The organism is Pseudomonas sp. GW821-FHT01D09, assembly GCF_059422465.1.
In genome coordinates this window covers 128,016-150,103 of the sequence record NZ_JBWKWY010000009.1, presented here as the reverse complement: position 1 = coordinate 150,103, position 22,088 = coordinate 128,016, and the positions used below count along the sequence as shown (strand labels likewise).

The 22,088-nt window shown below is 61.8% G+C and carries 20 protein-coding genes; 15 read left to right on the top strand and 5 right to left on the bottom strand.

The genetic code is table 11. The features are described from left to right. Positions 1–120 precede the first annotated feature (120 nt). Together dapC and AC07W7_RS11935 are read left to right on the top strand one after the other, a co-directional pair. Positions 121–1,320: a succinyldiaminopimelate transaminase gene (gene dapC, locus AC07W7_RS11940; protein ID WP_099168212.1), complete on the top strand. Its 1,200-nt coding sequence runs from the start codon at positions 121–123 to the stop codon at positions 1,318–1,320. A gap of 122 nt (positions 1,321–1,442) precedes the next feature. Further along, positions 1,443–2,183, top strand: a complete 741-nt coding sequence (locus tag AC07W7_RS11935; protein ID WP_169900293.1) for a M12 family metallopeptidase — start codon at positions 1,443–1,445, stop codon at positions 2,181–2,183. 171 nt (positions 2,184–2,354) lie between these two features. Here the strand turns inward: AC07W7_RS11935 and AC07W7_RS11930 are convergent, their stop codons facing one another. Then, positions 2,355–3,998: a Na+/H+ antiporter gene (locus AC07W7_RS11930; protein WP_495039360.1), complete on the bottom strand. Its 1,644-nt coding sequence runs from the start codon at positions 3,996–3,998 to the stop codon at positions 2,355–2,357. Positions 3,999–4,264: 266 nt separating this feature from the next. Between AC07W7_RS11930 and AC07W7_RS11925 the strand changes: the two genes are divergently transcribed. From AC07W7_RS11925 to AC07W7_RS11900, 6 genes are all read left to right on the top strand, one after another. Continuing rightward, on the top strand, positions 4,265–4,531 hold the full coding sequence (locus AC07W7_RS11925) for a type II toxin-antitoxin system RelE/ParE family toxin (RefSeq protein WP_495039363.1): 267 nt from the start codon (positions 4,265–4,267) through the stop codon (positions 4,529–4,531). 10 nt (positions 4,532–4,541) lie between these two features. Further along, positions 4,542–4,844, top strand: a complete 303-nt coding sequence (locus AC07W7_RS11920; RefSeq protein ID WP_076962162.1) for a helix-turn-helix domain-containing protein — start codon at positions 4,542–4,544, stop codon at positions 4,842–4,844. Positions 4,845–4,948: 104 nt separating this feature from the next. After that, complete coding sequence (locus AC07W7_RS11915) at positions 4,949–5,311, top strand: ArsC family reductase (protein WP_076962161.1); 363 nt, start codon at positions 4,949–4,951, stop codon at positions 5,309–5,311. A 32-nt stretch (positions 5,312–5,343) separates the two neighbouring features. Then, positions 5,344–6,378, top strand: a complete 1,035-nt coding sequence (dapD, locus tag AC07W7_RS11910) for a 2,3,4,5-tetrahydropyridine-2,6-dicarboxylate N-succinyltransferase (RefSeq protein ID WP_076962160.1) — start codon at positions 5,344–5,346, stop codon at positions 6,376–6,378. A gap of 70 nt (positions 6,379–6,448) precedes the next feature. Further along, on the top strand, positions 6,449–7,654 hold the full coding sequence (locus tag AC07W7_RS11905) for an aminotransferase class V-fold PLP-dependent enzyme (RefSeq protein ID WP_495039359.1): 1,206 nt from the start codon (positions 6,449–6,451) through the stop codon (positions 7,652–7,654). After that, positions 7,651–8,064 (top strand): SufE family protein, encoded by a 414-nt coding sequence (locus AC07W7_RS11900; protein WP_076962158.1) that lies wholly within the window; start codon positions 7,651–7,653, stop codon positions 8,062–8,064. The genes AC07W7_RS11905 and AC07W7_RS11900 overlap by 4 nt, the downstream gene beginning before the upstream one ends. A gap of 52 nt (positions 8,065–8,116) precedes the next feature. On the opposite strand, the gene tcdA is transcribed toward AC07W7_RS11900, so the two are convergent. Then, entirely contained in the window at positions 8,117–8,926 is an 810-nt protein-coding gene (gene tcdA / locus AC07W7_RS11895; RefSeq protein WP_065938764.1) for a tRNA cyclic N6-threonylcarbamoyladenosine(37) synthase TcdA, read from the bottom strand. Positions 8,927–9,134: 208 nt separating this feature from the next. Here tcdA and AC07W7_RS11890 point away from each other — a divergent pair, with 208 nt between their 5' ends. The 4 genes from AC07W7_RS11890 to AC07W7_RS11875 all read left to right on the top strand — a co-directional run bounded on the left by AC07W7_RS11890 (position 9,135) and on the right by AC07W7_RS11875 (position 14,370). Beyond that, on the top strand, positions 9,135–11,726 hold the full coding sequence (locus AC07W7_RS11890) for a glycosyltransferase (RefSeq protein ID WP_076962156.1): 2,592 nt from the start codon (positions 9,135–9,137) through the stop codon (positions 11,724–11,726). A 233-nt stretch (positions 11,727–11,959) separates the two neighbouring features. Continuing rightward, entirely contained in the window at positions 11,960–13,111 is a 1,152-nt protein-coding gene (gene dapE / locus AC07W7_RS11885; protein ID WP_076962155.1) for a succinyl-diaminopimelate desuccinylase, read from the top strand. Beyond that, the gene (locus AC07W7_RS11880) at positions 13,111–13,920 is read left to right on the top strand and encodes a putative RNA methyltransferase (protein ID WP_076962154.1); all 810 of its coding nucleotides are present in this window, start codon (positions 13,111–13,113) and stop codon (positions 13,918–13,920) included. Before dapE ends, AC07W7_RS11880 begins: the two co-directional genes overlap by 1 nt. A gap of 72 nt (positions 13,921–13,992) precedes the next feature. Further along, the gene (locus AC07W7_RS11875) at positions 13,993–14,370 is read left to right on the top strand and encodes a hypothetical protein (protein ID WP_169865364.1); all 378 of its coding nucleotides are present in this window, start codon (positions 13,993–13,995) and stop codon (positions 14,368–14,370) included. A 178-nt stretch (positions 14,371–14,548) separates the two neighbouring features. Here AC07W7_RS11875 and AC07W7_RS11870 read toward each other — a convergent pair whose 3' ends face one another. Next, entirely contained in the window at positions 14,549–14,758 is a 210-nt protein-coding gene (locus AC07W7_RS11870; protein ID WP_003189131.1) for a cold-shock protein, read from the bottom strand. A 180-nt stretch (positions 14,759–14,938) separates the two neighbouring features. Between AC07W7_RS11870 and plsB the strand changes: the two genes are divergently transcribed. From plsB to AC07W7_RS11855, 3 genes are read left to right on the top strand one after another with little or no spacing between them, the layout of a single operon-like run. Next, positions 14,939–17,440, top strand: a complete 2,502-nt coding sequence (plsB, locus tag AC07W7_RS11865) for a glycerol-3-phosphate 1-O-acyltransferase PlsB (RefSeq protein WP_076962152.1) — start codon at positions 14,939–14,941, stop codon at positions 17,438–17,440. A gap of 51 nt (positions 17,441–17,491) precedes the next feature. Then, positions 17,492–17,893 (top strand): YbaY family lipoprotein, encoded by a 402-nt coding sequence (locus AC07W7_RS11860; protein WP_076962151.1) that lies wholly within the window; start codon positions 17,492–17,494, stop codon positions 17,891–17,893. A gap of 25 nt (positions 17,894–17,918) precedes the next feature. Further along, on the top strand, positions 17,919–18,605 hold the full coding sequence (locus tag AC07W7_RS11855) for a DUF4197 domain-containing protein (protein ID WP_076962150.1): 687 nt from the start codon (positions 17,919–17,921) through the stop codon (positions 18,603–18,605). Between the two features lie 83 nt (positions 18,606–18,688). Here the strand turns inward: AC07W7_RS11855 and AC07W7_RS11850 are convergent, their stop codons facing one another. Together AC07W7_RS11850 and AC07W7_RS11845 are read right to left on the bottom strand one after the other, a co-directional pair. Further along, entirely contained in the window at positions 18,689–18,880 is a 192-nt protein-coding gene (locus AC07W7_RS11850; RefSeq protein WP_076962149.1) for a hypothetical protein, read from the bottom strand. A 138-nt stretch (positions 18,881–19,018) separates the two neighbouring features. After that, the gene (locus tag AC07W7_RS11845; RefSeq protein ID WP_076962148.1) at positions 19,019–22,084 is read right to left on the bottom strand and encodes an efflux RND transporter permease subunit; all 3,066 of its coding nucleotides are present in this window, start codon (positions 22,082–22,084) and stop codon (positions 19,019–19,021) included. Positions 22,085–22,088: the final 4 nt, after the last annotated feature.

Below are 22,088 nucleotides of genomic sequence, written 5' to 3'. Positions count from 1 at the left end.
GGCTTGCTCGCGATGGCGGTTCGCCTGACACACCGCTATCGCGAGCAAGCCCGCTCCCACATTTAGTTCTGCTGCGCCCGACAGACCGCATGCTTACAACCGAATTGAACGAGATTTGCGATGAACAACGCCCTGAACCAACTGCAGCCCTACCCGTTCGAGAAACTGCGCGCCTTGCTGGGCAGTGTCACGCCGAACCCGGACAAGCGCCCGATTGCCCTGTCCATCGGCGAACCCAAGCACAAATCCCCGGATTTCGTCGCCCAGGCCCTGGCCAACAACCTGGACCAGATGGCGGTGTACCCCACCACCCTGGGCATTCCCGCCTTGCGCGAGGCGATTGGCGCCTGGTGCGAGCGACGTTTCAGCGTGCCCCAGGGCTGGCTGGACCCGGCGCGCAATATCCTGCCGGTCAATGGCACCCGTGAAGCGTTGTTCGCCTTCACCCAGACCGTGGTCAACCGTGGCGACGATGCCCTGGTGGTCAGCCCGAACCCGTTCTACCAGATCTACGAAGGCGCAGCGTTCCTCGCCGGGGCCAAGCCGCATTACTTGCCGTGCCTGGATGAAAACGGCTTCAACCCGGACTTCGATGCGGTGACGCCGGCTATCTGGAAACGCTGCCAGATCCTGTTCCTGTGCTCCCCCGGCAACCCGACCGGCGCGCTGATCCCGGTCGAGACCCTGAAAAAACTGATTGCCCTGGCCGACCAGTACGATTTCGTGATCGCCGCCGACGAGTGCTACAGCGAGCTGTACTTCGACGAGCAAACCCCACCGCCAGGCCTGCTCAGCGCCTGCGTGGAGCTGGGGCGCGAGGACTTCAAGCGTTGCGTGGTATTCCATAGCCTGTCCAAGCGCTCCAACCTGCCGGGCCTGCGCTCCGGGTTTGTGGCCGGCGATGCCGAGATCCTCAAGGCCTTCCTGCTGTACCGCACCTACCACGGCTGCGCCATGCCGGTGCAAACCCAGCTGGCGAGCATCGCCGCGTGGCAGGACGAGGCCCATGTCCAGGCCAACCGTGACCTGTACCGGCAGAAATTCGACGCCGTGCTGGCGATTCTCAAGCCGGTATTGGACGTGCAGAACCCGGACGGTGGTTTCTACCTGTGGCCGAACGTCAAGGGTGACGATGCCGCGTTCTGCCGCGACTTGTTCGTGGAGGAGCATGTGACCGTGGTGCCGGGCTCGTACCTGTCGCGGGAAGTGGACGGTTTTAATCCCGGTGCCGGGCGGGTACGCCTGGCATTGGTTGCGCCATTGGCCGAATGCGTCGAGGCGGCTGAACGGATTCGTGACTTTATCCAGCGCCGTCGTTGATGCCTGGTGGGCCGCTCCCCATGTGGGGGGCGACCACATTTGGACACCGTTGAGCAGGAACACAAACGCACAAGAACGCCACCCAACGCCTGTCAAGCATTGACCATAATGGGTGGAAGAATATGGCACTCACTGTTTCAACCCGCATTCCTGCGCAACAACCCCTCGATGCCCCTACGCCCGGCCTCAGCCGGAACAAACGCGGGGTAGCCTCCCCCGAAAAATTGTGGCCGCAACATTCCGTGCTGAAAATCTCGTTGCTGGACATGACCGATGAGCAAAAGGCCCTGATCAAAGACAACATCAACAAATGGGCGCCGCACACCAACCTGTACTTCAAGTTTATCGACAGCCCCAACGGCGACATCCGCATCGCCGCAGACAACAACACCAACGCGGGCTGGTCGTGGCAGGGCACCAGCGCAAAAAAAGCACCCGCCTCGGAACCGACCATGAGTATCGGATTTGCCACACCGTCAATCTACACGGCCGGCAAAATACAGCACGAATTCGGCCACGCCCTGGGCTTGAGGCACGAGCACAAACACCCGGACCGCCAGCTGGATATCAACAAAGAGAAAATCTACGAAGACTATAAGTCACGGGATAAAACCCGCCGCCAGGCCGATCACGACATCATCGACCCCTTTCACCACAACGACGTCAAAGTCAGCGCTTATGACCGAGCCTCCATCATGCATTACGGGTATTCCAAAGAGGTCATGAACGACGGCCATGCGATCTTCACTAACACGCAACTGTCTGACGGTGACAAACAGTTCATCCGCTCACTGTACCCACCCGACAACTCCCCCCTGGGCAAACTGCTGAATACCGCAATCAGGAGCTTGATCAATACCTGAAGGTACAGCCGCTTTACCTGAAACCCGGGAACCAAACCCCTTTGACTCTCCACTACCTGGGAACCGCCCAGCGAGCAGAGACCATGAGCCTGATAACCCCGTTATCCCCTGACATCCCCATCCATCGACTCGTGCCCACCCGCAACGACACGCCTGCCGAACGCATGGGGGCTATTTCTGAGTCCCCAGGTTCGCCTCACTCATATCCAGGTCCGCCAACACTTCGCGCAGCACGTCATCACCAATCTGGTGGTGACGGCTCAGGCTATACAGCTCCAAGCGTTGCGCGCGCAAAGCCTTGAGCCGCCATTTACGCTCCAGGTGATCCATCTGCAGCGCCAGTGCCTGGGCTTCGGCCGAGTCGTTGAATACCTCCAGCTGATGGCGGTATTCCGACATGATCCGGGCCTTGAGCTCCGCCGCCAATGCGGCCTGGGTCGCGTCCAGGGGCACCGCGTCGGCGGTTTCCTCCACCTCCAGGGCATGAATCGCCGCCTCGGCAGTTTTTTTCCAGGCATCGCGCACCTCGCCACGCCGCTTGTCATCCGGGCTCTTTTCGATCCCCCGCAGCAACAGCGGCAAGGCAATACAGGCGGCGACCAACGACAACAGGATCACCCCAGCGGCAATAAAGATCAGCAAGTCACGCTCGGGAAACGCCTGGCCGGGTGCCAGCAGCAACGGCACGGACATCACACCGGCCAGGGTCACTGCCCCGCGCACGCCGCCAACCGTCAAGAGCCAGCAGGACCGGGCGGTTGGCACCAGGGTCAGCTCGCTTTTACCGCGCAGGCGCCGCAGCAGGCCGGACAGGCGCCAGATGCTCTGCACCCAGATAAACCGCAGCACCAGCAGCACCAGGAAGATCGCGATCACATCCAGGCAGCGATAGAGCAAGGTCGGCCACAGCGTGGCTTCGTGGCTGGTTACCGCCTTGATGATGTCCGGCAATTGCAGGCCCAGCAGCAGGAAGATCAAACCGTTGAAAGCAAACTCCAACAGCGACCAGACACTGCGATTGAGCAAGCGCGTACTGGTCTGGCGTGGCAGCAGGTCCAGCCAGCTCTGCATCATGCCCGCCGCCACCGCCGACAGAATCCCCGACGCCCCCAGACGCTCGGCCAGTACATAAGCAGCGAACGGCAGCAGCAACATAAACACCACATGGGTCGCCGGGTCATCCCAACCCCGGGCAATCATCCAGGCCCGCAGGCGCCCCACCAGCCAGCTCAGGGCCACGCCGATGGCCAGGCCACCGACCGCCACCAGCACAAACGTCAGGCTGGCATCGGCCAGGGAAAACACCCCGGTCAGCGCGGCCACCAGGGCGAACTTGAAGGTCACCAGGCCCGACGCATCGTTCATCAAGGCTTCGCCCTGGAGCATGTGCATCAAGGGGGTGGGCAAGCGGTTCTGGGAAATCGCCGACACGGCCACCGCATCCGTCGGCGATAAAACGGCCGCCAGGGCGAAGGCCACCGGCAGCGGAATGCTCGGCAGCAGCCAGTGGATAAAATACCCGGCGCCCACCACGGTAAACAGCACCAGCCCCACTGCCAGCGTCAGGATCGGCCCACGCAGGCGCCACAGCTCACGCTTGGGCATGCGCCAGCCATCAGAAAAAAGCAGCGGCGGTAGGAACAGAAAAAGAAACAATTCCGGGTCCAGGGCCACATGCAGCCCCAGGGTCGGCCATGCCAGCAAGGCACCGGCGGCAATCTGCACCAATGGCAACGGCAAAGGGATCACACGCCCGACCAGACGCGAAACGCTGACCAGCATCAGCAGGATAAGAACGGTGTAGGCGGTTTGCATAAAGCGGGGTTCCCGGACAATCGACTTGCGATGACACACTTGAGGCAGCAACGCGCCTTTGAAGTGCCATATTAGCTGCCTATGCTGCTCCATGACCGTTGCACATAAGTCGCAGCCAGGGCCAAGCCCCATGGATGGCGGACTGGAGAGCGACACATTGAAAAATGCACCATTTTAGGTACACTTCGACACATGAGTAAAAACCCACTCACTTTACATGTGAGTTTTTTCGCACTGACGCAGGTAACGAGCCGGTACGTGAATGGCTGACAAACTTACCTCGTGAACATCGACGACTCATTGGAGTGGAAATAAAAACTGTGCAACTGGGATGGCCAATCGGCATGCCCGTGGTGCGCAAGCTCGATTCCGGGCTATGGGAGGTCAGGGCTGACCTGGAAGACACCATCGCCCGCATTATCTTCACGGTGGTCGGCAGCAACATGGTGCTACTCCATGGCTTCATCAAGAAAAGCCAAAAAACACCGGCGCACGACATGGCAACCGCCAAGCAGCGCAAGGCAAGGTTATGAGGTACAACACATGAACAAACATATAGGCTCTGACTTTGATGACTTCCTCGCTGAGCAAGGGCTCGGCGAAGAGGTCTGCGCGGCGGCCCTCAAGCGTGTTATCGCCTGGCAGCTCAGCCAGGCGATGAAGCATCAGCGAGTCAGCAAAAAAGCGCTGGCAGAACGGATGCATACCAGCAGAACCGCCGTGGACCGTGCCCTTGATCAAAATGACTCGGGCATGACCCTCGCCACTTTAGCCAGCGCCGCTCGGGCCCTGGGCCAGCGCGTGGAAATCCGCCTGGTTCCAGAGGATCAAGCAGCCTACGCGTGACCTTACCGCCTTTGGGCCAGGTAGCCTGCGCGCAGTGGTTCTACGTGGCATAATCCTTGGCTGATTTTTTGCGACCCTATTGGGGCGATTTTTAGGAATGAAATATGCCCAATAAAAACAAACAGTTACAAATTTTCGGCATCAAAGCCTGCGACACCATGAAAAAGGCCCGTACCTGGCTCGATGAAAATGCCATCAGCTATACGTTTCATGACTACAAGACGGCCGGTATTGACCGCGAACACTTGACCCAATGGTGCAACGAGCACGGTTGGCAGGTGGTTTTGAACCGTGCAGGCACGACCTTTCGCAAACTCGAAGACGAACGCAAAGCCGATCTCGACCAGGCGAAAGCTATTGAACTGATGCTCGCACAACCCTCGATGATCAAGCGCCCGGTGCTCGATCTCGGTGACAGAACCCTGATTGGCTTCAAGCCAGATAGTTATTCGGCGGCCCTCAAGTAGGCCAGCCACTTCATTTTTGCAGAGGTAACAGCATGTCCAATTCCCTGTTCAGCCTGGGCTTCGGCGTCGGCACCCAGAACCGCCAAGGTGCTTGGCTGGAAGTATTTTACGCGCAACCGTTGCTCAACCCTTCGGCCGAAATCGTCGCCGCCATCGCGCCGATCCTTGGCTATAGCGAAGGCAACCAGGCCATCACGTTTACCATTGCCCAGGCCTCGCAACTGGTCGACGCCCTGAAAAATGTAGATGCCACCCAGGCCGCCCTGCTGACGCGCCTGGCCGAAAGCCACAAGCCGCTGGTCGCCACCCTGCTGGCCGAAGACGCCGCGCTGACCTCCACCCCAGAGGCCTACCTCAAGCTGCACCTGCTGTCCCACCGCCTGGTCAAGCCCCATGGCCTGAGCCTGGCCGGGGTGTTCCCGCAACTGCCGAACGTGGCCTGGACCAGCCAGGGAGCGATCGACATCGGCGAACTGGCCGAGCGCCAGCTGGAAGCACGCCTGCGTGGCGAACTGCTGGAAGTGTTCTCGGTGGACAAGTTCCCGAAAATGACCGACTACGTGGTGCCGGCTGGCGTGCGTATCGCCGATGCCGCGCGCCTGCGCCTGGGTGCCTATGTGGGCGAAGGCACCACCGTGATGCACGAAGGCTTCATCAACTTCAACGCCGGCACCGAAGGCCCGGGCATGATCGAAGGCCGTGTATCGGCGGGTGTCTTCGTCGGCAAGGGTTCGGACCTGGGCGGCGGTTGCTCCACCATGGGCACCCTGTCGGGCGGCGGCAACATTGTGATCAAGGTCGGCGAAGGCTGCCTGATCGGTGCCAACGCCGGTATCGGTATCCCATTGGGCGACCGCAACACCGTGGAATCGGGCCTGTATGTGACCGCCGGCACCAAAGTGGCGCTGCTCGACGAGCAGAACCAACTGGTCAAGGTGGTCAAGGCCCGTGAATTGGCCGGTCAGCCCGACCTGCTGTTCCGCCGCAATTCCGAGACCGGTGCCGTGGAGTGCAAAACCCACAAGTCGGCCATCGAACTGAACGCAGCGCTGCACGCTCACAACTAAGCAGCGACTCGATGCCACCGGAACCGGCCGCGTTTGCCAACGCGGCCGGTTCATATGAGTCTTCAATCCCATGCTTGTGCCCTCGCCCTGGCGCGCCGATTTCCCGGCCATCGCTACCTTGCAACGGCAAGACCAGACCTACCTGGACAACGCCGCAACCACGCAAAAACCTCAAGCCCTGTTGGACTCCCTCAGCCATTACTACGCCAATGGCGCGGCCAATGTGCACCGTGCCCAGCATTTGCCGGGCGCCCATGCGACTCAAGGGTTCGAGGACAGTCGCAGCAAAGTGGCGCAATGGCTCAACGCAGGTGACAACGGGCAGATCATCTTTACCCACGGCGCGACGTCTGCGCTGAACCTCCTGGCCTATGGCCTCGAGCACCTTTTCAACCCGGGCGATGAGATTGTCATCAGCGCCCTGGAACATCACGCCAACCTGCTGCCCTGGCAGCAACTGGCCAAGCGTCGCGAACTCACGCTGGTGGTGTTGCCCCTCGACAACGAGGGCTTGATCGACCTGCAAGCCGCCGCCGCGATGATCGGGCCACGCACCCGGCTGCTGGCGGTGAGCCAGTTGTCCAACGTGCTGGGTGTCTGGCAGCCATTGCCGCAGTTGCTGGCACTGGCCAAGGCCCACGACGCCTTGACCGTGGTGGATGGCGCCCAGGGGGTTGTCCACGGTCGCCATGACGTGCAGGCCCTGGGCTGCGACTTCTATGTATTTTCCAGCCACAAACTCTACGGCCCCGACGGTGTCGGCGTGCTGTATGGGCGCAACGAGGCCCTGCATCGGCTACGCCACTGGCAGTTTGGTGGCGAGATGGTGCAACAGGCGGACTACCACAGCGCCAGCTTCCGCCCGGCGCCCCTGGGTTTTGAAGCGGGCACGCCACCGATTGCCGGGGTAATTGGCCTGGGAGCGACCCTGGATTACCTGAGCTCGCTGGATCAACAGGCGGTGAACGCCCACGAAGCGGCGCTGCATGACTACCTGTTGCGCGGCTTGCAGGCCCGCAATGGTGTGCGTCTGCTGGGTTCGCCGCAGGTGGCCCTGGCCAGCTTTGTGGTGGAGGGTGTGCACAACGCCGACCTCGCCCACCTGCTGACCGAGCAAGGCATCGCGGTACGCGCCGGCCATCACTGTGCTATGCCCTTGCTCAAAGGCCTGCAGCTCTCGGGGGCGATCCGGGTGTCCCTGGCGCTGTACAACGACTCCGATGACCTGGAGCGCTTCTTTGAAGCCCTGGACCAGGCGCTGGACATGCTGCGATGAGCCTGCCTGTAGAGGCCGTTGCCGCACTGCAAGCCTTTCAGGCAGTGGGCAGTTGGGAGCAACGCGCGCGAATGCTGATGCAATGGGGCGAGCGACTGCCAGCCTTGGCCGAGGCCGATAAAATCGATGCCAACCTGGTACAGGGCTGTGAAAGCCTGGTGTGGCTGGTGGGGCACTTGCACGACGGCCATTGGCAGTTTGCTGCCAGCAGCGAAGCTCGCTTGATTCGAGGGTTAGTGGCGTTGTTGCTGGCGCGGGTCAATGGGCTGTCGGCAGCCGAGTTACAGGCGGTCGACCTGCCTGACTGGTTCAACCAACTGGGGCTTTCCCGCCAATTGTCGCCATCGCGCAGCAATGGCCTGAATGCAGTCCTGCAGCGCATGCGCGACTTGAGCCATACGCAAAACTAACTGTGGGAGCAAGCCCGCCCCCACATTTTTGATTGATGCAGGGCAGTGATATTTATGCAGGCTTGACCCGTTCCGAAGGCCTGCGCACCCCGGCCACGATCTTGTCCACCGCCTTGGTCGCCGCGACCATGCCGAACGTCGCGGTCACCATCATCACCGCGCCAAACCCACCGGCGCAGTCCAGCTTCACCCCATCCCCGACAAAACTCTTCTGCAAACAAATGCTGCCATCGGGCTTGGGATAACGCAGCTGTTCGGTGGAGAACACACAAGGCACGCTGTAGTGCCGGGTCACGGTGCGCGAGAACCCGTAGTCGCGGCGCAAGGTGGAGCGCACTTTCGAGGCCAGCGGGTCATTGAACGTGCGGTTCAGGTCGCACACCTGGATCAGCGTCGGATCAATCTGCCCGCCCGCGCCGCCGGTGGTGATGATCTGGATCTTGCGGCGCTTGCACCAGGCAATCAGCGCCGCCTTGGCGTTGACCGCGTCGATGCAGTCGATCACGCAGTCGATGGTTGGCGTGATGTATTCGGCCATGGTGTCACGGGTCACGAAGTCTGCCACGGCATGCACCGTGCAATCGGGGTTGATCGCGCGCAGGCGCTCGGCCATCACTTCGACCTTGGGCTTGCCCACCGTGCTGTCCAGGGCGTGCAACTGGCGGTTGCTGTTGCTGACGCACACGTCGTCCAGGTCAAACAGCGAGATCTCGCCCACCCCGCAACGGGCCATGGCTTCCGCCGCCCACGAACCGACACCGCCCACGCCGACGATGGCCACATGGGCCGCTTTCAAGCGTTCCAGACCTTCAATGCCATATAAGCGGGCGACGCCGGCAAACCGTGGATCTTCTGTACTCATGACCATTACCCCAAAAACCGGCGCGCATTATAGGGCTACGCAGCGATAAGTTCTAAGCTACAAGCTATAACTAAAGAACTTACCGACGCTTTCGCTGCCCAATGCCCGGTTTTTCCGGGCTTGCTGTACGCCCAGGGAAGGGCCGGTGTAGGATGCGCGCCGTTCGACACCTCCATTCGTTCCACACCCTTTGGAACCCGAAACAGCTATGTCATCGCGTAAATTTGGACTCAACCTGGTGGTGGTGCTGGCAATTGCCGCGCTGTTCACCGGTTTCTGGGCGCTGATCAACCGCCCGGTCACTACCCCCAACTGGCCCCAGCAGATTTCCGGGTTTTCCTACTCGCCGTTCCAGCAAGGCCAGTACCCGCAGAAAGACCAGTATCCGAACGACGAACAAATGCGTCAGGACCTTGCGATCATGAGCAAGCTGACGGACAACATTCGGACCTATTCGGTCGACGGCCCCCTGGGGAATATCCCCAAGCTGGCGGAAGAGTTCGGCCTGCGCGTGACCCTGGGGATCTGGATCAGCCCGGACCTTGAGCGCAACGAGCGCGAGATCCAGCGGGCCATCGAGATCGCCAACACCTCGCGCAGCGTGGTACGCGTGGTGGTGGGCAACGAGGCCATCTTCCGCAAGGAAATCACCCCCGAGGAGTTGATCGTCCTGCTGGATCGGGTGCGCGCAGCTGTCAAAGTACCGGTAACCACCTCCGAGCAGTGGCATATCTGGGAACACAACCCGCAACTGGGCAAGCATGTCGACCTGATCGCCGCGCACGTCCTGCCGTACTGGGAACATGTGCCGATGGCCCAGGCCGGGCAATTCGTCCTTGATCGGGCCAAGGATCTGAAGAAGACCTTCCCGAAAAAGCCACTGCTGCTGTCGGAAGTCGGTTGGCCGAGCAATGGGCGCATGCGCGGTGGCGCGGACGCCTCCCCGGCCGACCAGGCCATTTACCTGCGCACCCTGGTCAACAAGCTGAACCGCCAGGGCTACAACTACTTTGTGATCGAAGCCTTCGACCAACCCTGGAAAGCCAGTGACGAAGGCTCGGTGGGCGCCTACTGGGGCGTGTTCAACGCCGCGCGCCAGCAGAAATTCAACTTTGAAGGCCCGGTCGTGGCCATCCCGCAATGGCGGGTGCTGGCCATCGGCTCGGTAGTGCTGGCACTGCTGTCGCTGACCCTGTTGATGATCGACGGCTCGGCCCTGCGCCAGCGTGGCCGCACCTTCCTGACCTTTATCGCGTTCCTGTGCGGGTCGGTGCTGGTGTGGATCGGCTACGACTACAGCCAGCAATACAGCACCTGGTTCAGCCTGGTCGTCGGCTTCTTACTCGCCTTGGGCGCCCTGGGCGTGTTTATCGTGCTGCTGACCGAGGCCCATGAGCTGGCGGAAGCGGTCTGGACCCACAAGCGTCGGCGTGAATTCCTGCCGGTTGAAGGGGATTCGGACTACCGCCCGAAAGTATCTATCCATGTGCCGTGCTACAACGAACCGCCGGAGATGGTCAAACAGACCCTCGACGCCCTGGCCGCCCTTGATTACCCGGACTACGAAGTCCTGATCATCGACAACAACACCAAGGACCCGGCGGTGTGGGAGCCGGTGCGCGACTACTGCGCCATCCTGGGCCCGCGCTTCAAGTTCTTCCACGTCGCGCCCCTGGCCGGTTTCAAGGGCGGCGCACTGAACTACCTGATCCCGCACACCGCCAAGGACGCCGAAGTGATCGCGGTGATCGACTCGGACTACTGCGTATCGCCCAACTGGCTCAAACACATGGTGCCGCACTTCGCCGACCCGAAAATCGCCGTAGTGCAGTCGCCCCAGGATTACCGCGACCAGAACGAAAGCACCTTCAAGAAGCTGTGCTACGCCGAATACAAAGGCTTCTTCCATATCGGCATGGTTACCCGCAACGACCGCGACGCGATCATCCAGCACGGCACCATGACCATGACCCGCCGCTCGGTGCTCGAAGAGCTGGGCTGGGCCGACTGGTGCATCTGTGAAGATGCCGAACTGGGCCTACGGGTATTCGAGAAAGGCCTGTCGGCTGCGTACTACCACACCAGCTACGGCAAGGGCCTGATGCCCGATACCTTTATCGACTTCAAGAAACAGCGGTTCCGCTGGGCCTATGGTGCAATCCAGATCATCAAGCGCCACACCGCCAGCCTGCTGCGCGGCAAGGACACCGAACTGACCCGTGGCCAGCGCTACCACTTCCTCGCGGGCTGGTTGCCGTGGGTGGCGGATGGCATGAACATCTTCTTCACCGTCGGTGCCCTGTTGTGGTCGGCGGCGATGATCATTGTGCCGACCCGGGTCGACCCGCCGCTGCTGATCTTCGCAATCCCGCCGTTGGCGCTGTTTGTGTTCAAGGTCGGCAAGATCATCTTCCTCTACCGTCGCGCCGTGGGCGTAAACCTCAAGGATGCGTTCTGCGCGGCCCTGGCCGGATTGGCGCTGTCCCACACCATCGCCAAGGCGGTGCTGTATGGCTTCTTCACCACCAGTATTCCGTTCTTTCGTACACCGAAAAACGCGGATAACCACGGCTTCTGGGTAGCGATTTCCGAAGCCCGCGAAGAGATGTTCATCATGTTGCTACTGTGGGGCGCGGCGCTGGGGATCTACCTGGTGCAGGGCCTGCCGAGCAATGACATGCGCTTCTGGGTGGTGATGTTGCTGGTGCAATCGCTGCCGTATGTGGCGGCGTTGATCATGGCGTTCCTCTCGTCGCTGCCTAAACCGGCGGTGGCCGCGGAGCCTGCAACGGCGACGTAAAAACTTGCGCAATGCACTAAACGGCGGCCTCTGGTCGCCGTTTTGCTATAAGATAACGGCCCTTTATGGGTTCAGGCAGCCACTGATCCCCCTTGTGGGAGCGGGCTTGCCCGCGATGCAGGCGCCGCGGTGTATCAGTTGCACCGCAGCGATGCCATCGCGGGCAAGCCCGCTCCCACACTGGATCTCTTTCACTCTCGTCTTGCGCCCTGACACACCTTCGGAGTTTTCCCATGACGGCCCACGCCGACCTTTCGCCGACCCTCCAACTCGCTATCGACTTGATCCGCCGCCCGTCGGTGACGCCGATCGACGCCGACTGCCAGAAGCTGATGATGCAGCGCCTGGGCGACGCCGGCTTTGCGCTTGAGCCGATGCGTATCGAAGATGTGGACAACTTCTGGGCCACCCACGGCCAGCACGAGGGCCCGGTGCTGTGCTTCGCCGGCCACACCGACGTGGTCCCGACCGGCCCGCTGCAGGCCTGGCAGAATGACCCGTTCGACGCGCTGATCGACGAGCACGGTATGCTCTGCGGGCGTGGCGCGGCCGACATGAAAGGCAGCCTGGCTGCGATGCTGGTGGCGTCCGAGCGTTTTGTGAAGGATTACCCGGACCACAAGGGCTCGGTCGCCTTCCTGATCACCAGCGACGAAGAAGGCCCGGCGCACCACGGCACCAAGGCGGTGATCGAGCGCCTGGCAGCACGCAAGGAGCGCCTGGACTGGTGCATCGTCGGTGAACCGTCGAGCACCACCCTGGTGGGCGATGTGGTCAAGAACGGCCGGCGCGGCTCCCTCGGTGCGACCTTGACCGTGCGCGGTGTGCAAGGCCACGTGGCCTACCCGCACCTGGCCAAAAACCCGATCCACCTGGCCGCCCCGGCCCTGGCCGAACTGGCCGCCGAGCATTGGGACGACGGCAATACCTTCTTCCCGCCCACCAGCTTCCAGATTTCCAACCTCAACTCCGGCACCGGCGCCACCAACGTGATCCCGGGTGACCTGACGGCGGTGTTCAACTTCCGTTTCTCCACCGAGTCCACCGTCGAAGGCCTGCAGCAACGGGTTGCGGCGATTCTCGACAAGCATGGCCTGGACTGGCATGTGGAGTGGGCGCTGTCGGGCCTGCCGTTCCTGACCGAGCCGGGCGCTCTGCTGGATGCGGTGTCGGCCAGCATCAAGGCCATCACCGGCCGCGAGACCCAGGCGTCCACCAGCGGCGGCACATCCGATGGGCGCTTTATCGCGACCCTCGGCACCCAAGTGGTGGAACTGGGCCCGGTCAACGCGACGATCCATCAGGTCAACGAACGTATCCTGGCCAGCGACCTCGACGTGCTGACCGAAATCTACTACCAGACCCTGATCAAGTTGCTCGCCTGATGCTCGCGTGCCCCCTTTGCAGTGCGCCACTCAATGAGCTGGACAATGGCGTGGTATGCCCGGCCGGTCATCGTTTCGACCGGGCCCGCCAGGGCTACCTGAACCTGTTGCCGGTACAGCACAAGAACAGCCGCGACCCGGGCGATAACCTGGCGATGGTGGAAGCGCGCCGCGACTTCCTCAATGCCGGGCATTACGCCCCGGTGGCCAAACGCCTGGCGGCACTGGCCGCTGAGCGCAAGCCTCAGCGCTGGCTGGATATCGGCTGCGGCGAGGGTTATTACACCGCGCAAATCGCCGATGCCCTGCTGCGTGCCGATGGTTATGCCCTGGATATCTCCAAGGAAGCGGTCAAGCGCGCGTGCAAGCGCAACCCGACGCTGACCTGGTTGATTGCCAGCATGGCCCGCGTGCCCCTGGCCGACGGCAGTTGCCAGTTCCTCGCCAGCGTATTCAGCCCGCTGGACTGGCAGGAAGCCAAGCGCCTGCTCAGCCCTGGCGGCGGTTTGATGAAGGTCGGCCCGACCAGCGGCCACCTGATGGAACTGCGCGAACGCCTGTACGACGAAGTGCGCGAGTACACCGACGACAAGCACCTGGCCCTGGTGCCGGACGGCATGAGCCTGCAACACAGCGAAGTGCTGGAATTCCAGCTCAGCCTGGCCGAGCCCAAGGACCGCGCCAACCTGCTGGCGATGACCCCCCACGGCTGGCGCGCCAGTGCCGAGCGCCGCGCCCAGGTGATCGAACAGGCCGGACCGCTGCTGGTCACCGTGTCCATGCGCTACGACTATTTCGTGCTTCAATAACCGACTTTACGGGCATTTGTGCCCACCCTGAATCCGCGAATGGATTTTCGAATCCCGCAACGAGGAACATCCATGCGCCAACCCGATATCGAGATTTACCTCAAGGACGCCGACGTCGACTACAAGGCCATCGCCGCCTGGCTGGGCGCGGCCCTGGGGCCATGTACCGACTGGGTACAAAAGGGCCAGACCTACAAGTGCAAGGCCGGCAATGTGCCAGTGACCTGGTTGCCCAAGGCCGTGGGCAAGTGGAACAGCCTGTACCTGGAAAGCGACCAGACCCCGTGGGCAGACGACATCGCCTGCGCCCGTGCGGCGTTTGCCGCGCTGAACGTTGAAGTGCGCTGCGCGCCGGGAACGTGGGTCGAGGAAGAAGGTGAGGAAAGCGCCGACACCTGGATTCGCATCAGCGCCGATGGTGAAGAACAGATCACCTGGAAAACTGCCTGACCCAACCTGGTCAGTGTGGGGGCTGGCTTGTGTAGGGGCTGGCTTGTGTGGGAGCTGGCTTGCCTGCGATAGCATCACCATGGTCTGACAGAGAGACCGAGGTGCCTGTATCGCAGGCAAGCCAGCTCCCACACAAGCCCGCTCCCACATGGGTTCAGCGGCGTTGCAGAAATCGGCTTTAAAGACCGACCACATCCTCCGCCTGCAAGCCCTTCTCACCGGTCACCACGGCGTATTCCACCTGCTGGCCCTCGGCCAGGGAGCGGTGGCCTTCCCCGCGGATGGCGCGGTAGTGCACAAACACATCCTTGCCGTCCTCCCGCTGGATAAAGCCATAGCCCTTGGCGTCGTTGAACCACTTCACATTGCCGGTTTCGCGCGTTGTCATCTGTTTGCTCCCACTGGTTTTTTATTGTTGAGTCAGCCCAATTGAACTGCCGAGTATAAGACAGGCTCAAAAACGATCAACTCAACTTTACTTCGCTGCTTTTTTGCCGATTTTCGGCGAATACGGCACACTACCCGCCCGAGCGCCTGCTCGGTTTTTCCCACTCAAAGCAGCACACCTATGACCCGCTCCCCGTTCCGCCGTCTGGTATTTGGCACCTTGCGCCGACTGTTGTACCTCTGGGTTCGCTCGGAAACGATCAACCAGTCGTCCCTCACCCTAAACCTGGACCGCAGCCGGCCGGTGTTCTACGTCCTGCAATCGCCCTCCCTGACCGAACTGGCCGTGGTGGATGCCGAGTGCACCAAGGCCGGCCTGCCGCGCCCGGTGCTGCCGGTGTCCGTTGGCCCGTTGATGGAACCGGCGGCGTTCTTCTACCTGACCCCGGACCCGGACTGGCTCGGCCGCCAGGACAAGCGCGGCGCGCCGCCGACCCTGACGCGCCTGGTCAACACCCTGAGCGAGCACGCCGAGGAAAATGCCCAGGTCATCCCGGTCAGCGTGTTCTGGGGCCAGTCGCCAGCCAGCGAGTCCAGCCCCTGGAAACTGCTGTTCGCCGACAGCTGGGCCGTCACCGGGCGCCTGCGCCGGCTGTTGAGTATCCTGATCCTGGGGCGCAAGACCCGGGTGCAATTCTCGGCGCCAATCAACCTGCGTGAATTGATCGAGCACAATAAAGGGCACGAACGCACCGTACGCATGGCCCAACGGATCCTGCGGGTGCACTTTCGCAACCTCAAGACCGCCGTGATCGGCCCCGACCTGTCCCACCGGCGCAACCTGGTCAAGGGCTTGGTAAACATGCCGCTGGTGCGCCAGGCGATCCTCGATGAGGCCGAGCGCGAGAACATCAGCCCGGAAAAAGCCAAGGCCCTGGCCTTGCGCTACGGCAACGAGATCGCCTCGGACTACACCTACACCGCCATCCGCTTCCTCGAAGTGGTGCTGAGCTGGTTCTGGAACAAGATCTACGACGGGATCAAGGTCAACAATATCGAAGGTGTGCAAAAGGTCGCCCAGGGTTACGAAGTGATCTACGTGCCCTGCCATCGCAGCCATATCGACTACCTGCTGCTGTCGTACCTGCTGTTCAAGAACGGCTTGACCCCGCCGCACATCGCCGCCGGGATCAACCTCAATATGCCGGTGATCGGCAGCCTGTTGCGCCGTGGCGGGGCGTTTTTCATGCGCCGCACGTTCAAGGGCAACCCGCTGTACACCTCGGTGTTCAACGAATACCTGCACACCCTGTTCACCAAGGGTTTCCCGGTGGAGTACTTCGTCGAGGGCGGGCGCTCGCGTACCGGGCGCATGCTGCAGCCCAAGACCGGCATGCTGGCGATCACCCTGCGCAGCTTCCTGCGTTCCTCACGCATGCCGATCGTGTTTGTGCCGGTGTACATCGGCTACGAACGGGTGCTGGAAGGCCGCACCTACCTGGGCGAACTGCGCGGGGCGACAAAAAAGAAAGAGTCGATCTTCGATATCTTCAAGGTCATTGGCGCGCTCAAGCAGCGCTTTGGCCAGGTGGCGGTCAACTTCGGCGAGCCGATCAAGCTGGCGGAGTTTCTCGACCACGAGCAACCGGACTGGCGCACCCAGGAACTGGCGCCCCACTACAAGCCGGCCTGGCTCAACGAGACCACCAACCGCCTCGGCGAACGGGTGGCCCAGCACCTTAACGAGGCCGCGGCGATCAACCCGGTGAACCTGGTGGCGCTGGCGCTACTGTCCACCAGCCGCCTGGCCCTGGACGACCAGGCCATGGCGCGGGTGCTGGACCTGTACCTGGCGCTGCTGCGCCGGGTGCCCTACTCGCCCCATACCACGTTGCCCGAGGGTGACGGCCAGGCCCTGATCAAGCACGTCAAGGATATGCACCTGCTGTCGGAACAGAGCGATGCCCTGGGCAAGATCCTGTACCTGGACGAGCAAAACGCGGTCCTGATGACCTATTACCGCAACAACGTGCTGCATATCTTCGCCCTACCGGCGCTGTTGGCCAGCTTCTTCCAGAGCAGTTCGCGCATGAGCCGCGAACAGATCCTGCGCTACACCCGCGCGCTGTATCCGTACCTGCAATCGGAGTTGTTTATCCGCTGGTCCCTGGACGAGCTGGACGCGGTGGTCGACCAGTGGCTCGAAGCCCTGGTGGAACAAGGCCTGCTGCGCTTTGAAAACAACATCTACCTGCGCCCGGCCCCCAGTTCGCGCAACTTTGTGCTGCTGACCCTGCTGTCCAAGAGCATTGCCCAGACCCTGCAACGCTTCTATATGGCCATTTCCCTGTTGCTCAACAGTGGCCAGAACAGTATCAGCGCCGAAGAACTGGAAGACCTGTGCACAGTCATGGCCCAGCGCCTGTCGATCCTGCATGGCCTGAATGCCCCGGAGTTCTTCGATAAGAGCCTTTTCCGACATTTCATCCAGACATTGCTGGAGCAAGATGTGCTGCGCCGCGATGAAGCCGGCAAGCTGAGTTACCACGACCTGCTCGGCGAGTTGGCCGAAGGCGCGGCCAAGCGGGTGCTGCCGGCGGAGATTCGCCTGTCGATCCGCCAGGTGGCGCTGCACCGCAACGAGGAAGCGCCCGCGCCGGACGCCGCGGACGAAACCCGCTAGATTTACCAGGGCGCCAGGGTGTTTCTGGCGCCGTTGACAAGGAGCTGTACCATGAAAAAAATCATTCTCCTGGGCCTGACCGCCCTGCTGGGAGCCTGTCACTCGATGAATCCCGCGCCCAAAGCCAGCCTTGATGGCGAAGTGTTCTACCTGCAACGCATTGCCCTGCCGCCTGCCGCCACCTTGAGCGTCAGCCTACAGGATGTGTCCCTGGCCGACGCCCCCGCCGTGACCCTGGCCGAGCAGAAAGGCCCGGTCAACGGCCAGGTGCCGCTGCCTTTCCACCTGAACTACGACCCGGCCCAGGTCAAGCCCGGCCACAGCTATTCGGTCAGCGCTCGCATCGAGCTGGATGGCAAGCTAATGTTTATCACCACCGAGCGCCATTCGGTGCAGTTGAACGGCCAGGATCCCCAGCCGCTTCGCCTGCGCGTTGACGCCGTTACCCACTGATCCAGTCGATAAAAAGGAAGCGCCCATGCTCCGCAACTCTCTTCGCCTCAGCGCCCTGTGCGCGGGCCTGCTGCTCGGTGCCAACGCCATGGCCCTGTCCCTCGGCGACCTGTCCCAGGGCGACGCCACGGGCGGCCTCAAGGACGCGCTGACCCAAGGCGCGCAGATTGCCGTCAAGCAACTGGGGGCTCCCGGTGGTTTCAGCAATAACCCCGAGGTGAAAATCGGTTTGCCGGGCAAGCTGGAAAAAGCCGCCGGCGCCCTGAAAATGCTCGGTATGGGCGATCAGATCAGCCAACTTGAAGCCAGCATGAACAAGGCCGCCGAGTCCGCTGTGACCCAGGCCCAGCCGATTCTGGTCAATGCCGTGAAAAACATGAGCGTGAGCGACGCCAAGGGCATCCTCAGCGGCGGCCAGGATTCAGCGACCCAGTATCTGGACAAAAGCAGCCGCGAGCAGATCCGCGCCAAGTTCCTGCCAATCGTCAAGCAATCCACGGACAAGGTCGGTGTTGCCCAGCAGTACAACGCGCTGGCCAAAAAAGCGCCCATGGGGTTGTTGGGCGGCAAGAGCGACAGCGTCGAAAACTACGTGACTGAACAAGCGCTGGACGGTTTGTTCAAGATGATTGCCCAACAGGAAGAAAGCATCCGCCAGAACCCGGCAGCCGCCGCCACCAGCCTGGCGAAGAAAGTGTTCGGCGCCCTCTAGGCACACCGTCGGCAACAAATACCAACGCCCCGAATAATCGGGGCGTTGGTGTTATTGCCCAGCAGATATGCACCTCACTACCATCAGCTGTAGGTGATTTTGCCCTCGTACTTGATGGTACTGGAGAACTGCTGTGGTTGAGCGTGGTGATGGTGGTGCTGCTGGCAGGGCGGTGGCTTACATTTGGATTTGCCCTTGCCCTTGCCGAAGTGTTTCCCCATTTTGAAGGCCATCATCGGCATCATACCGAACCCTGCTAGCCCAAACATGCCCATAGGTCATTCCTCACATTTAATGAAACCTCCTCCTGGAGCAACCCCGCCGCCAGGAAAAGGCACCTGAAACCCAGGTAATCCCTGAGTGGCAGGTGCGCAAAAAACAGTTCCTAAACCGTGTAGCCTATTTACTCCACGTTATGCGGATCTCGGCTTGACCCGGAACCACGCCGCATACAACGCCGGCAAAAACAGCAACGTCAGCGCCGTCGCCACAATCAACCCGCCCATGATCGCCACCGCCATCGGCCCGAAGAACACACTGCGCGACAGCGGGATCATCGCCAGCACCGCCGCCAGTGCGGTCAGCACAATCGGCCGGAAGCGCCGCACGGTGGCCTCGATAATCGCTTGCCAGGGTTCCAGGCCGGCCTTGATGTCCTGCTCGATCTGGTCCACCAGGATCACCGAGTTGCGCATGATCATCCCCGACAACGCGATAGTCCCCAGCATGGCCACGAAACCAAACGGCTGGCGGAACACCAGCAGGAACAGCGTCACGCCAATCAGCCCCAACGGCGCGGTAAGGAACACCATGGCCGTGCGCGAGAAGCTGCGCAGTTGCAGCATCAGCAAGGTCAGCACCACCACGATAAACAGCGGCACGCCGGCTTTCACCGAGTTCTGGCCACGGGCGGAGTCTTCCACGGTGCCGCCCACGTCCAGCAGGTAACCGTCCGGCAGTTCGGCACGCACCGCGGCCAGGGTCGGCAGGATCTGCTGGACCAGGGTCGCCGGCTGCTCCTTGCCATAGATATCGGCGCGCACAGTCACGGTTGGCAGGCGGTTGCGATGCCAGATAATGCCTTCCTCGAAGCCATATTCCAGAGTGGCGATCTGCGACAGCGCCACGCTGGTGCCATTATCGGTCGGCACCGCCAGGCTCGGCAGCAGCGACAGCTCGGTACGCTCATGCACGGTGCCGCGCAGGAGGATTTCGATCAACTCGTTGTCCTCCCGGTATTGACTGACACTGGAGCCGGTCAGGGAACTCTGGAGGAATTTCGACAGGTTGGCCGTGCTCACGCCCAGGGCGCGGGCGCGGTCCTGGTCGACATTGAGGTAGACGATCTTGCTCGGCTCTTCCCAATCCAGATGCACATTCACCACATGGGTATTCTCACGCACCTTGGCCGCCACCTTGCGCGCCAGGGCCCGCACTTCTTCGATGTGCTCGCCGGTCACGCGAAACTGCACCGGATAACCAACCGGCGGGCCGTTCTCCAGGCGCGTGACCCGCGAACGCAGGTCGGGGAATTGCTCGTTGAGGGTCTCGATCAACCAGGTGCGCAGGGTTTCGCGCTCCTCGATGGTCTTGGCCAGCACCACGAACTGGGCAAAGCTGGCCGCCGGCAGTTGCTGGTCCAGGGGCAGGTAGAAGCGCGGCGAACCGGTGCCGACATAGGCCACATAGTTGTCGATCCCGGCATGCGCCTTGAGCAGGCCTTCGAGACGCTTGACCTGATCGGCGGTATTACTCAGCGAGGCGCCTTCGGCCAGCTTCAGGTCGACCATCAGCTCCAGGCGCCCGGACGCCGGGAAGAATTGTTGCGGGACAAAACGGAACAGCGCCACCGAGCCGATAAACAGCAGCACGGTCAGCACAATCACGGTTTTGCGCCGGCGTACGCACCACTCTACCCAGCGCCGTACGCGCTGATAGAACGGCGTACCGTAGGGATCCGGTCCATCGGCGCCGTGTTTGGCCGCGTGAATCTTCGCCAGGTCCGGCAGGAGCTTTTCCCCCAGGTAGGGCACAAACACCACGGCCGCGACCCACGAGGCCAGCAGCGCGATGGTCACCACCTGGAAAATCGAGCGGGTGTATTCGCCGGTACTCGATTGCGCGGTGGCAATCGGCAGGAAGCCGGCTGCGGTGATCAGCGTACCGGTGAGCATCGGGAACGCGGTACTGGTCCAGGCGAAGCTGGCCGCCTTGAGGCGGTCGTAGCCCTGCTCCATTTTGATCGCCATCATTTCCACGGCGATGATCGCATCGTCGACCAACAAACCCAGGGCCAATACCAGGGCACCGAGGGAGATCTTGTGCAGGCCGATCCCCAGGTAATACATGCAGGCAAAGGTCATGGCCAGCACCAGCGGAATCGCCAGGGCCACCACCATGCCGGTGCGCACGCCCAGGGAGAAAAAGCTCACCAGCAGCACAATCGCCAGGGCCTCGGCCAGCACCTGGACGAATTCGCCCACGCTGGTCTTCACCGCCGCCGGCTGGTCCGACACCTTGCGCAGCTGCATGCCGGCCGGAAGGTTCTTCTGCAGGCGTGCGAACTCAGCCTCAAGGGCCTTGCCCAGCACCAGGATGTCGCCACCATCACGCATGGCCACGGCCAAGCCGATCGCGTCGTCCCCCATATAGCGCATACGCGGCGCCGGCGGGTCATTGAAGCCACGGTGAATCTCGGCCACGTCGCCGATGCGGAAGGTGCGGTCGCCCACGCGGATCGGGAAATTGCGGATCTCTTCCACCGCCTTGAAGTTACCCGACACCCGCAACTGCACACGCTCGCTCGGGGTTTCAAAGAAGCCGGCGGTAGACACCGCGTTCTGCTCCTGCAATGCCTGTTGCACCGCCGCCAGGGGCAGGCCGAGGGTGGCGAGCTTGAGGTTGGACAACTCGATCCAGATCTTCTCGTCCTGTAGTCCCAGCAGCTCGACCTTGCCCACATCCGGCACCCGTTGCAGCTGGATCTGGATGCGGTCGGCGTAGTCCTTGAGCACCGCGTAGTCAAAACCCTCGCCGGTCAGGGCGTAGATATTGCCAAAGGTGGTGCCGAATTCATCGTTGAAGAACGGGCCCTGGATGTCCGGTGGCAGGGTCTGGCGGATATCGCTGATCTTCTTGCGCACCTGGTACCAGAGGTCGGGAATCTGCGCCGAGTGCATCGAGTCCCGGGCGATAAACGTGACCTGGGATTCGCCCGGGCGGGAGAACGAGACAATGCGCTCGTACTCGCCGGTTTCCATCAGTTTCTTTTCAATGCGCTCGGTGACCTGGCGCGACACTTCCTGGGCCGTGGCGCCTGGCCAGTTGGTCTTGATGACCATGGCCTTGAAGGTGAACGGTGGATCTTCGCTTTGCCCCAGCTTGGTGTAGGACAACGTGCCGACGACCGCCAGCAACAGCATCAGGAACAGGACGATCTGGCGATTACGCAACGCCCATTCGGAAAGATTGAAACCCATCGGG